Below are 11,780 nucleotides of genomic sequence, written 5' to 3' on the forward strand. Positions count from 1 at the left end.
TGTCCTCCTAGACGCTATGCCATCTACTTATTCAAAATTTGGCTATTAAACACACAACTGTTCAAAAAAAGTTCTTAATAATACGTGTATACATTGTTAATGGTTATGCTACATTACTTGACCAACTTGGTTAAACCAAAAATAAACGTACACCAAGTTATCCACATAAAATGGAATGGTAAGTAGCAGGTACGCTGTTTTCACACCTAAGTCTCATTCCCTTATTTTTCTTGATTTGAAAGGTGATCTTTAACTTGACAAAGATCATCCGGATCATTGTGCCCAAAATTTTAGATCACAAAGTTATCCACAGGCGAAATGCGATCCGCTATCGACCTTAATGTTCCTTCATGATATGGCGATCTGCCCTAGCCTGTGGCATCCTTGCGCTCATATTCTCTATTGGAAAATCGCCATCTATGCCTGATTCTAAAAAGCCTCCATTTATTCTTGTCGATGGATCGTCATATCTTTTTCGTGCCTTTCACGGTTTACCACCATTAACCAACTCAAAAGGCCAAGACACCGGTGCTATTTATGGTGTTGTGAACATGCTTAAAAGCTTGATCAAACAATACAACCCGACGCATATGGCGGTGATTTTTGATGCTAAAGGCAAGACCTTTCGCGATGACATCTATAAAGAGTACAAAGCGAACCGTCCTCCGATGCCGGATGAGCTAAGAAGCCAAATCGAACCGTTGCACGCCATCATTAAGGCAATGGGTTTACCTGTTATTGTTGAATCGGGTGTAGAAGCTGATGACGTGATTGGCACGTTAGCCAAACACGCCACAGAAAAAGGTATTGATACCCTTATCAGCACCGGCGATAAAGACATGGCGCAGCTAGTAAATGAACATGTCACCTTAATCAACACCATGACAAACCAACTGATGGATGTCGAAGGTGTAAATACGAAGTTTGGTATTCCACCGGAGCTTGTGATCGACTTCCTTGCGCTTAAGGGCGATAAAGTCGATAACATCCCAGGTGTACCTGGTGTAGGTGATAAAAGTGCTCAAGCCTTGTTAAACGGTATTGGCGGTATCGACGACATATATAAGAACCTGGATAAAATTGCAGATCTGTCGTTTAGAGGCAGTAAGTCGATGGCGGCTAAAATGCAGGAATACGAAGAGCAAGCTCGGCTTTCTTATACCCTAGCTACTATCAGTATCGATCTTGACCTTGACTACGACGTTGAGACGTTAATGCCGTGTCAGGCCGATAACGAACAACTTCGCGATCTGTTTGCCGAATACGAGTTCAAACGCTGGCACGCGGAAGTAAGCGCGCTTGTAGCCGGCGGAGATACCTCTAGTGCCGACGCAAACGCCAACGAGGAAAAGAGCGATAGCGCAGAAGAGAGCGAACAAAGTGAATCGGTAGAGATAGATAAGTCGAAGTATGAGACCGTGCTTGATGAGGCGCGTTTTAACGCTTGGGTAGCGAAGCTAGAAAAAGCCGAACTCATCGCTTTTGATACCGAGACAACCAGCCTTAACTACATGGATGCGGAGTTAGTTGGTGTTTCATTTTGTATAGAGGAAGGTGAAGCTGCTTATGTGCCTGTTGCTCACGATTATCCAGATGCACCCGCCCAGCTATCACGGGAATTTGTATTAGACGCACTAAAGCCTATTTTAGAATCGGACACCGTGATCAAAGTAGGCCAACACATAAAATACGACAAAAATGTGTTAGCGAACTATGACATTACCTTAAACGGCATTGGCTTTGACACCATGCTTGAGAGCTATGTACTAAACAGTACTGCGCAGCGCCATGATATGGACTCACTTGCCCTAGCCTACCTTGGTCATAAAACTATTCACTTTGAAGAGATTGCGGGTAAAGGCGCAAAACAGCTAACGTTTAATCAAATTAGCCTTGAAGAAGCTGGGCCTTATGCCGCAGAAGATGCTGACATTACGCTTCGCTTACACAACGCTATTTGGACTAAGTTGAAAGAAATTCCTGAGCTTAAAAATCTATTGATTGATGTTGAGGTTCCCCTAGCCTGCGTACTTTCTCGTATGGAACAGGAAGGTGTATTGATAGACAGCCAAAGACTGCGTCAGCAAAGCCAAGATCTTGCCACACGGATTGCCGAACTTGAAAGTGAAGTACATGAGGAAGCTGGCGAGCCATTCAACTTAGGTTCTACTAAGCAGCTTCAACATGTCTTGTTCGAAAAAATGTCGTTACCGATCATAAAGAAAACGCCTAAAGGAGCGCCGTCTACTTCTGAGGACGTATTGCAAGAACTTGCGCTTGAGTACCCGTTGCCGAAGAAGATCATGGAATACCGTGGCCTAACCAAGCTAAAGAATACCTACACGGATAAACTTCCTAAGATGATCAATCATCGTACGGGTCGAGTGCATACTTCTTATCACCAAGCAGTAACCGCCACGGGACGACTCTCTTCCACCGATCCTAACTTACAGAACATCCCTATCCGAAATGAGGAAGGTCGCCGCGTACGTCAGGCATTTGTACCAAGAGAAGGAAATAAGTTCGTCGCAGCCGACTACTCACAAATTGAGCTGCGCATTATGGCGCACCTTTCTGGCGATAAAGGTCTGTTAGATGCCTTTGCGCATGGTAAAGATATTCATAAAGCAACCGCAGCGGAAGTTTTTGGTGTGCCACTTGATGAAGTAACCACTGAACAGCGTCGCAGTGCAAAAGCGATTAACTTTGGCTTAATTTACGGTATGAGTGCCTTTGGGTTGTCGAAGCAACTTAATATTCCACGTAATGAAGCACAAAAATATATGGATCTTTACTTCGAGCGCTACCCAGGCGTGCTTGAGTACATGGATTCAACACGTGAGAGCGCGAAAGAAAAAGGTTATGTAGAAACCGTATTTGGTCGCAGACTTTATTTGCCTGATATTAAAGCCAGTAATGGTGCACGTAGAAAAGGCGCAGAGCGCGCAGCGATAAACGCGCCTATGCAAGGCACAGCGGCAGACATTATTAAGATGGCAATGATCAAAGTTGATGACTGGATTAGGAAAAATGCATCTGATGATGTGACAATGATGATGCAGGTGCACGATGAATTGGTTTTTGAGATAAAAGAAGACAAAGTGGAAACCTATGTCTCTACTATTACTGCTCTTATGGAAAGCGCAGCTACGCTAAATGTTCCGCTGGTTGTTGAGGCAGGTGTGGGCGAAAACTGGGATGAAGCGCACTAGTTTGGTAATTAGATTACAGTTTTCACATTAAAAGGCGCGTTATATTCATTAAATTTGGTAATTTAATTACATAACACCCTTGCCTTTTCTGTGCTTTGTTGTAATATTACACATGTAGGGTACAGAGGTGAGAAAGCTGTTTTCAAACCTTTGCTTTAACCCCGACAGTTTTGTCGGGGTTTTTTTATATCTGCGGAAAATAAATAATATAAAGATATCAATAACTTAGAAATCAAAGCGAATTTTATTTTAATTTTTCTGAACTTCTCTATTTATCACGACTCTATATCTACGGTTTTTATGTGTTTTCTCTCAGTTTACGCCTCGCTCTATGCGGGGCGTTCTTTTTTCTAACACCCCATCATACCTATCCATCGGGCACGTCAGATCAGCACAAACGGTAAGGGTAAATTGCGCTACTGTACTTCGCTATCAGACTCTTCTGTTTCGTCTTGTTTATCTAAGCCAAACCACGTATCCAAAATACGCTCTAATTCGGGTAACCCGTGCTTATTTAATGACGAGAAGGTTTGCACGGTAACATCGCCCATAAATGCCATCGCAGCTTCACGCGCCATTAGCAGCTGTGCCTTTCGCTTACCGCTTTTAAGTTTGTCGGCCTTAGTAAGTAATGCCAGTACAGGAATATTTGACGCTACAGCCCAATGAATAAGATCTTGGTCTAAATCTTTGAAGGGGTGACGAATATCCATTAAAACGACTAATCCTTTAAGGGACTTGCGCTTTTGAAGATATTCACCAAGTGACGCCTGCCACTTCTTTTTCATGGCTACTGGCACTTTTGCAAAGCCATATCCTGGCAAATCAACCAAGCGTAAGTCTTCTTCTAATTCAAAGACGTTGATCAATTGGGTGCGACCCGGTGTTTTACTGGTTCTTGCCAAGTTCTTCTGACGAGTTAACGTGTTAAGTGCACTCGATTTACCCGCATTAGAGCGGCCCGCAAACGCTACTTCAATTCCGGTATCATCCTTTAAGTGACGAATATCAGGTGCGCTCGTAAAGAATTTTGCTTTGGTGTAATACGACATCTAGACTTACCTCCACATGCGTCTCAACCTTCGGTTTACAGTTTTTTAATGAATAAACCAACTAAAAACCATAGTTTTATCATGGAATAGGTTTTTCTGACGCGTTAAATGTGTAAAATACGCATGATATCACGTATATCACGCGAGCCGTTGGATCCATTTAAGAGATTTATTATGAAAAAACTGTGTTTGTTGGTATGTATGTCTTTAGGTTTAAGCGCAACTGCTATGGCAGAAGGCGACGCCGAGGCAGGTAAAGCGAAATCTGCAGTATGTGCAGCCTGTCATGGCCCTGATGGCAACAGCATGATTGACATGAACCCAAAGATTGCTGGCCAGCATGAGAAGTACATTGTTAAGCAATTAACTGAATTTAAACTTGCCTCTCAAACAGGTGGCGAGGAAGGTCGTAACAATGCTGTGATGAACGGCATGGCTGCCCCACTTTCAGAGCAAGACATGAAAGACCTAGCCGCTTATTTCTCAAGCCAAGAGCCAAAGGCGGGTGAAACACCAGAGCAATACGTTGAAGCTGGCCGTGCATTGTACCAAGGTGGCGACGAGTCTCGAGGCGTAACTGCATGTATCGCGTGTCACGGTCCTAAGGGCAACGGCATGGGCTTAGCAGGTTTCCCTGATATCAGCGGTCAACATGCAACTTACACTGCAGCTCAATTGAAAGCATTCCGTTCAGGCCAACGTCATAATGACATGAATGGCATGATGCGTGATATTGCGATGAAATTAACCGACGAAGATATTGAGATTTTATCTAACTATATCGCGGGCTTACACTAAGCATTACCGTTTCTGCACATTGTTGTTAAAAATTTGTTACCGAAAAAGTTGTATTTTGAAATTATTCGTGTAATCTAACGGCGTAGTTTGTAGGTGCCTTTGAAAAGCTACAAGCTAAATAACAAGAATAATAATAAAAATGCAGCATGGAAGACGGGATAAAGAGCCACGAGGGCCAAAAACAACAATACAGCTCTGCTAACAATAAAAATAAGGGGAGCACGGCTAGGGAAGCAAAATACACATAGAAGTGTATAACGGGAGAGGTGTCATCTGACACTCATACAATGTAAGGTGATGGTGAGAACCATCACCTTTTTCTTTTTTAAGCCCCTTATTATTGTTCACTTTCCTATGTACTGTCCTTTATGCAAAAGCGCTAACGCGCCATCTCACTATCACTCAGATAAAAAGCGCGATTACCTTCAATGTAATCAATGCAAACTCGTTTATGTTTCTCCTGAATTCTTACCATCTAAAGAAGTAGAAAAGCAGGAATATGACCTTCACGAGAATAGCTTTGAAGACGAAGGGTATCGAAAGTTTTTAGGAAAGGTTTTAACGCCACTTACACCTTTTATAAAAGACATGAAATTTGGTGAACTCCGAGGACTAGACTTTGGCTGTGGCCCTGCGCCTGTTTTAGCAAGTATGCTGGAAGAAAAAGGCGTTAGGATGAATATGTACGATCCCTTCTATGCACACAACTTATCGGTACTTGAGCAAAGCTATGACGTAGTGACATGTACAGAGGCTATAGAACACTTTCACGCCCCTCATGTGGAATGGGCGCTATTTAATAAACTTGTAGCCTCTGGCGGCGTTCTTGCCATCATGACCAAGCGCGTACTTGATAAAGCCAGGTTTGCAAATTGGCACTATAAAAACGACGTCACCCACGTTAGCTTTTTCAGCGAAGCAACCTTTCAATATTTGGCACAACGTGATGGCTATGATGTCACTTTTCCTGCCAGCGATGTCGTTCTATTGAGAAAGCGCTGAAGCAAATTCCCGTAATACTTTATGTTCACCGTATTGATTTTGAACTGCATACCCAAAGATCAATACGTAGACACTAATTCGCGCTATAATAGCGCTGTTTTTTCACTCTCTTTGTTATTTGGAAATTATGGCACGTTCAAAGAAATCACGTAAAGTCGGCCTAATCGGCGTACGTAAAGATCCTGACTTTAAACCAAGCGAAAACCGTAAATCAGACTCGCCTCGCCCTAAAAAGCATAAAGGTAAGCCCGCTGGTAATCGCCACAATGTTGAACAGAAAAAAGTGACGGGCAAAAAGAGTGCTGAGAATAAAGATCCGCGCCACGGCAGTAAAAAGCCTATTCAGCTTGTAAAAGCAGTGACGCCCACTCCTGCTCAAAAGAAAAAGTACGCCACACCAGCCCAAGAACTGGCAGCACTTGAAGCAGATCAACGCTTGTCAGATTTACTCGACAAACTTGACGACGATAAACCGCTCACCCGTGAGCAACAAGCTTATGTCGACGAGAAGATGGCACGCCACCGCATTCTTTGTGACCTACTAGGAATAGTAGAAGAGGATGATGAAGACGACGATATGGATCCGTTTAATGATTTAGACGCTATTAATATCGACGACTTTAAGCACTAATAAAAAACGGGAAAGAGTCATGCTTTGGGCAGTACTTTCAGGCATTGCGCTACTAATTATTCTTGCGCTAGGTTTTTACGCAGGCAAACTGTTGTTTATGTTAAAACAACAAAAAGAGCGACAAGAAGCGGCAAGGCAGTCGCGCGTAGCCACTATAACCGACAGTATTATAGTAATAGCTAAGGCAATGGAGCAGCAGCAATGTGATTTGTCAGAAGGTGTAATTCGCATCGTGAACCTGCTTAACGCGCTTCCAATAAGTACTCCGCCTAATTTTAAAGCGCAGTATCCCAACATTCATGCACTATTCACAGAGGTAAGCGGTTTTGCGATTTTAGAAGCAAGGCAACAGCTACCTAAGAATGAGCGAAGAAAGCAAGATATTGCTCGCGAGCAGATTGAATCGGAATACGAATCTAAGGTGCTGGACGAATTACCACCGCTGAAGGCTTATTGTGAGACACTTATAGCCACTAAATAACGAGTAAGCGCGACGCTGATTTAAAAGATAAAAACTAATGCAATCAATATCGAAAATGGCCGAGTACAGTATGTAGTCGGCCATTTTTTTAACCCGGTTACCTTTGCCTATGTCACTTTATCGCGAGCTCGCAGGTACGTTCGTAGCAATGACACCCTACTTCGTGGTCATTGACCATACCCACAGCTTGCATAAAAGCATAGCAAATCGTTTCACCTACAAAATTAAATCCGTGCTTTTTAAGTGCTTTTGACATTGCTTTAGACGCATCAGTTGATGTGGGTGCTTGCCTGAAGTCTTCCCACGCATTAATGACCGTACGTCCATCTGTAAATTGCCAAATAAAATCACTGAATGGCTGCGACGCTTCGATAGCTAAAAAACCCTTGGCATTTTTGATAACCGACTCTATTTTGAGCTTGTTTCTGATTATGCCGCTGTCTTGCATAAGTCTGTCGACATCAGCGGGGCCCATCTTCGAAATTTTCTCAGGGTCGAACTGATAGAATGCCTGTTCAAAATTCTGCTGTTTTTTCAAAATGGTCAGCCAAGATAAACCAGCCTGTTGTCCATCGAGGCATAACTTAGCAAACAATGCGCGACTATCTAGCTCGGGTACACCCCATTCGTTATCATGATACGCTAAATAAATAGGGTCGTTGCTTACCCAACCACAGCGATGCAAAGGCGTATTTTTTTCTATTTTTGTTTGATTGGGCATGGCTTAAGATTAAATCCTTGTTGTGAAGTGGCATATTGGCTTTATTCGTGACGTTTTTTCACCCTTTACACCTACATACTATGCCTCACAAATTGTATACTATCCCACCTTTATTTTAAGTCAGATAACTAATAAGCAGCGGATGTATGCAGAAATACGATATTAAGACCTTTCAAGGGTTGATCCTTGCGCTTCAAGATTATTGGGCGCGTCAGGGCTGCGTTATTATTCAGCCTCTGGATATGGAAGTGGGTGCAGGTACTTTTCACCCTATGACGTTCCTACGTTCTTTAGGTCCAGAGCCAATGAGTAGCGCCTATGTTCAACCGTGCCGTAGACCAACCGATGGTCGTTACGGTGAGAACCCAAACCGCTTACAACATTACTATCAGTTCCAAGTAATGCTTAAGCCTTCACCTGACAATATTCAGGAGTTGTACTTGGGCTCTTTGAAAGAGTTAGGTTTCGATCCGCTGGTTCATGACATTCGCTTCGTAGAAGACAACTGGGAATCACCCACGCTTGGTGCATGGGGTCTAGGTTGGGAAGTGTGGCTAAACGGTATGGAAGTAACACAGTTTACCTACTTCCAGCAGGTTGGCGGCCTTGAATGTAAGCCTGTTACCGGCGAAATTACCTACGGCTTAGAGCGACTCGCCATGTACGTTCAAGGTGTAGATAGTATCTACGACCTGGTTTGGACTGACGGCCCTATGGGCAAAGTGACCTATGGCGATGTGTTCCATCAAAATGAAGTTGAACAATCGACGTATAACTTCGAACACGCCAACGTCGAAGCCTTATTTAGAACCTTCGACGAATGTGAAGCAGAAAGCAAAAAGCTTATCGAAAACAACCTTCCACTTCCTGCCTATGAGCAGGTTATGAAGGCGTCACACGCATTTAACTTGCTTGATGCTCGTCATGCTATCTCAGTGACTGAACGCCAGCGCTATATTCTTCGCGTTCGAACGCTAGCCAAAGCGTGTGCAGAAAGCTATTACCAAGCACGTGAAGCACTTGGCTTCCCACTATGTAACAAGGAGGCATAAGCGTGCGTACAGAAAATTGTTTAGTTGAATTAGGTACTGAAGAACTCCCACCAAAAGCGCTTAAGTCTTTAGGTGAAGCCTTCGCCACGCAGTTTGAAGCTGCGCTTACGCAAGCTGACTTAAGCTTTGATTCAGTCAGCTGGTTTGCAGCCCCTCGCCGCTTAGCCGTTTATGTTTCAGGTCTTGCTGAAGGTCAGGCTGACAAAGTAGTAGAGAAACGCGGCCCAGCAGTATCAGCCGCGTTTGACGCCGACGGTAACCCCACTAAAGCAGCACAAGGTTGGGCTCGCGGTAACGGCATTGACGTTGCTGACGCAGAACGCCTTGTAACTGACAAAGGAGAGTGGTTGCTTCATAAAGCCCACGTTCCAGGGCAATTAGTTGCAGAGCTTCTAGAAGGGCTGATAAACCAAGCGGTAGGCAAGCTACCTATTCCAAAGCCAATGCGTTGGGGTAATTACAATACTCAGTTTATACGCCCGGTTCACACCCTTTGCGTGCTTTACGGAAGCGAAGTGGTTAACGTTTCTGTATTGGGCTTAACGAGCGGCCGCGTTGTTCAGGGTCACCGATTCCATGGCGAAGGTCGCTTTGAACTTGATCATGCTGACAATTACGCCTCTGCCCTAGAGCAACAATATGTACTGGCAGATTTTGAGGCGCGTAAAGATAAAGTGCGTCAGCAGCTTGAAGACGCAGCGCAAAGTTTGTCGCTTAAGCCAGACTATAATGAAGACTTACTAGAAGAAATCGCGTCACTTGTAGAGTGGCCGGTTGTACTTCAAGCTGGGTTTGATGAGGCTTTCTTAGCAGTACCGAAAGAAGCGCTTATCTATACCATGAAAGACGACCAAAAATATGTGCCGCTGCTAGATAGCGATGGTGCACTTTCAAACACTTTCTTATTCGTAACGAATATCGAAAGTCGCGATGCGTCTCAAGTTATTTCTGGCAATGAAAAGGTTATCCGCCCTCGTCTTGCAGACGCTGAGTTCTTCTTTAACAGCGATAAAAAGACGACATTAGAAAGTCGCCTTGAAAGCTTAGAAACCGTGTTGTTCCAAAAACAGCTTGGTACGCTAAAAGAAAAGTCTGAGCGTATATCTGCCCTATCGGCGTTTATCGCGTCGCAAATAGATGCGAATGAAACACAAGCTGCACGAGCAGGTCTTCTAGCTAAAACCGACTTGATGTCGAACATGGTTATGGAGTTCCCAGACGTTCAGGGTGTTATGGGTAAATACTATGCGCTGAACGACGGTGAAGATGCGCCTGTTGCAGAAGCACTGTATGAACAATACATGCCGCGTTTTGCTGGTGACGCACTTCCTAGTTCAGGCGTTAGCGCGTCGGTCGCGCTTGCTGACAAACTAGATACTCTTGTGGGTATTTTTGGTATTGGCCAGTTACCTAAGGGTGATAAAGACCCATTTGCGCTTCGTCGTGCAGCTATCGGTGTACTACGTATTGTCACTGAGCTGTCACTGCCGCTAGATCTTGAAACGCTAGTAAGCAAAGCTATCGATGTGTATGGCGATAAGTTAACAAATGCTGAAACACAATCTCAGGTTGTTGATTTTGTGTTGGGTCGATTTACTGCGCTTCTACAAGATCAAGCTATCGCCATTGACGTTATTCAGGCCGTTGCTGCTCGTCGCCCTACTAAGCCAGCTGACTACTTAGCCCGAGTTCATGCGGTAGATAAGTTCAGAGCATTGGAAGAAGCCGAAGCGCTAGCTGCCGCTAACAAGCGTGTTGCAAACATCCTTGCTAAGCAGAACGTTGAAGTAACAGACACAGTGAATATTGATGAGTCACTGTTAGCCGAAGAAGCTGAAAAAGCGCTTTACGTTGAGCTGAAAGCCGCACAGAAAGAAGTTGATATTGCTGTTCCTTCTCAGGACTACACGCGTATTCTTACTGCGCTTGCAACCTTACGTAATGTAATCGATAACTTCTTCGATTACGTAATGGTTATGGCTGATGACGAAGCGGTTAAGAATAATCGACTTGCTTTACTGTCGCTTTTAAGGCAACTTTTCCTTACTACCGCAGATATATCTATTCTCGCGAAGTCGTAGGCTAGTAAGAGTTAACGCGGTTTTATGCCGCGAAAAACAAAGAGCCCAGCCTTAACGTTGGGCTTTTTTATAAATGGAGACGCTGTGAAAAAGTTACTAACTATTGCTTCTATGTGCATAGCACTTTCAGCATGCTCAAGCAGTGGAAGTTTTAAAATTCCAGAAATAGCACCGGACGTGCCTCGTATTCAATTCGAAAACATGTTTCTTAGAGGTGTATTTAATTGGTGGGAAGCTGACCCAAGTTACAAGTTCAAACGATCAAATTCAGGCTGGACAGTGGACGTTGAACTCATAGCCGACGGACAACCTTATGATTTTAGGTTGTCAGATGCAAAATGGACGCCCTCACAAAGCTGTGGCGGCAAATATAAAGGGCAGCCTGTAATGTTAGGCTCCACTGTTTATTTAGTCTGTGAACAGGGCTCAGAGAACTTGCAATTTACCCCTTCCTCAACTGGCACCTATCGCTTTACTGCAACAGCAGCAAGTGCAGGGGAAGTCGCCTTGGTCGTTTCTAAAATGTAGACTTGAGTGCCGTGTAGTAGTAGCGGCATTCACTAACCCTTTTTCATTGGAAAGACTCTTGCATCACATTCAATGCCAATAAAAAGTTCTCTGTTTTATATGAGTAATTCACCTGAGCTCAAGCACATCGAGTAGGGTGAGGCGTCACCGCCTCATCCCTCTCACAGAACCGTACATACGGGCCTCGTATACGGCTCATGTACATAGTTATTTAGCGTAATT

Annotated in this window: 10 protein-coding genes; 8 read left to right on the forward strand and 2 right to left on the reverse strand. The window is 44.0% G+C overall.

Annotated features, from left to right (window positions below):
- Positions 1-419: 419 nt before the first annotated feature.
- The gene (gene polA / locus MHN02_RS19185) at positions 420-3,212 is read left to right on the forward strand and encodes a DNA polymerase I (RefSeq protein ID WP_014977858.1); all 2,793 of its coding nucleotides are present in this window, start codon (positions 420-422) and stop codon (positions 3,210-3,212) included.
- Between the two features lie 416 nt (positions 3,213-3,628).
- Here polA and yihA read toward each other — a convergent pair whose 3' ends face one another.
- Positions 3,629-4,264, reverse strand: coding sequence for a ribosome biogenesis GTP-binding protein YihA/YsxC (gene yihA, locus MHN02_RS19190; RefSeq protein ID WP_014977857.1), 636 nt, complete (start codon positions 4,262-4,264; stop codon positions 3,629-3,631).
- Positions 4,265-4,438: 174 nt separating this feature from the next.
- On the opposite strand from yihA, the gene MHN02_RS19195 reads away from it, so the two are divergent.
- The 4 genes from MHN02_RS19195 to MHN02_RS19210 all read left to right on the forward strand — a co-directional run bounded on the left by MHN02_RS19195 (position 4,439) and on the right by MHN02_RS19210 (position 7,176).
- The gene (locus MHN02_RS19195) at positions 4,439-5,062 is read left to right on the forward strand and encodes a c-type cytochrome (RefSeq protein ID WP_014947721.1); all 624 of its coding nucleotides are present in this window, start codon (positions 4,439-4,441) and stop codon (positions 5,060-5,062) included.
- 300 nt (positions 5,063-5,362) lie between these two features.
- The gene (locus MHN02_RS19200; RefSeq protein ID WP_014977856.1) at positions 5,363-6,064 is read left to right on the forward strand and encodes a class I SAM-dependent methyltransferase; all 702 of its coding nucleotides are present in this window, start codon (positions 5,363-5,365) and stop codon (positions 6,062-6,064) included.
- 127 nt (positions 6,065-6,191) lie between these two features.
- Entirely contained in the window at positions 6,192-6,695 is a 504-nt protein-coding gene (yihI, locus tag MHN02_RS19205; RefSeq protein WP_014947719.1) for a Der GTPase-activating protein YihI, read from the forward strand.
- 19 nt (positions 6,696-6,714) lie between these two features.
- Positions 6,715-7,176 carry a DUF2489 domain-containing protein gene (locus tag MHN02_RS19210; RefSeq protein WP_014977855.1) on the forward strand — a complete coding sequence of 154 codons (462 nt, stop codon included), beginning with the start codon at positions 6,715-6,717 and terminating at the stop codon, positions 7,174-7,176.
- A 112-nt stretch (positions 7,177-7,288) separates the two neighbouring features.
- Here the strand turns inward: MHN02_RS19210 and MHN02_RS19215 are convergent, their stop codons facing one another.
- Positions 7,289-7,897 (reverse strand): DNA-3-methyladenine glycosylase I, encoded by a 609-nt coding sequence (locus tag MHN02_RS19215; RefSeq protein WP_014977854.1) that lies wholly within the window; start codon positions 7,895-7,897, stop codon positions 7,289-7,291.
- A 146-nt stretch (positions 7,898-8,043) separates the two neighbouring features.
- Between MHN02_RS19215 and glyQ the strand changes: the two genes are divergently transcribed.
- From glyQ to MHN02_RS19230, 3 genes are all read left to right on the forward strand, one after another.
- On the forward strand, positions 8,044-8,949 hold the full coding sequence (gene glyQ / locus MHN02_RS19220) for a glycine--tRNA ligase subunit alpha (protein WP_014947716.1): 906 nt from the start codon (positions 8,044-8,046) through the stop codon (positions 8,947-8,949).
- Positions 8,950-8,951: 2 nt separating this feature from the next.
- Positions 8,952-11,030, forward strand: a complete 2,079-nt coding sequence (gene glyS, locus MHN02_RS19225; RefSeq protein WP_239247733.1) for a glycine--tRNA ligase subunit beta — start codon at positions 8,952-8,954, stop codon at positions 11,028-11,030.
- 84 nt (positions 11,031-11,114) lie between these two features.
- Entirely contained in the window at positions 11,115-11,558 is a 444-nt protein-coding gene (locus MHN02_RS19230) for a hypothetical protein (RefSeq protein WP_041449894.1), read from the forward strand.
- Positions 11,559-11,780 lie beyond the last annotated feature (222 nt).

Source organism: Alteromonas sp. CNT1-28 (genome assembly GCF_022348345.1).
Taxonomy (GTDB): domain Bacteria; phylum Pseudomonadota; class Gammaproteobacteria; order Enterobacterales; family Alteromonadaceae; genus Alteromonas; species Alteromonas macleodii.

Bases quoted from the DNA above. Each gene is read 5' to 3' on its own strand.
- yihA (WP_014977857.1), bottom strand. From the start codon at position 4,264: ATGTCGTATTACACCAAAGCAAAATTCTTTACGAGCGCACCTGATATT.
- MHN02_RS19195 (WP_014947721.1), top strand. From the start codon at position 4,439: ATGAAAAAACTGTGTTTGTTGGTATGTATGTCTTTAGGTTTAAGCGCA.
- polA (WP_014977858.1), top strand. From the start codon at position 420: ATGCCTGATTCTAAAAAGCCTCCATTTATTCTTGTCGATGGATCGTCA.
- MHN02_RS19215 (WP_014977854.1), bottom strand. From the start codon at position 7,897: ATGCCCAATCAAACAAAAATAGAAAAAAATACGCCTTTGCATCGCTGT.
- yihI (WP_014947719.1), top strand. From the start codon at position 6,192: ATGGCACGTTCAAAGAAATCACGTAAAGTCGGCCTAATCGGCGTACGT.
- glyQ (WP_014947716.1), top strand. From the start codon at position 8,044: ATGCAGAAATACGATATTAAGACCTTTCAAGGGTTGATCCTTGCGCTT.
- MHN02_RS19210 (WP_014977855.1), top strand. From the start codon at position 6,715: ATGCTTTGGGCAGTACTTTCAGGCATTGCGCTACTAATTATTCTTGCG.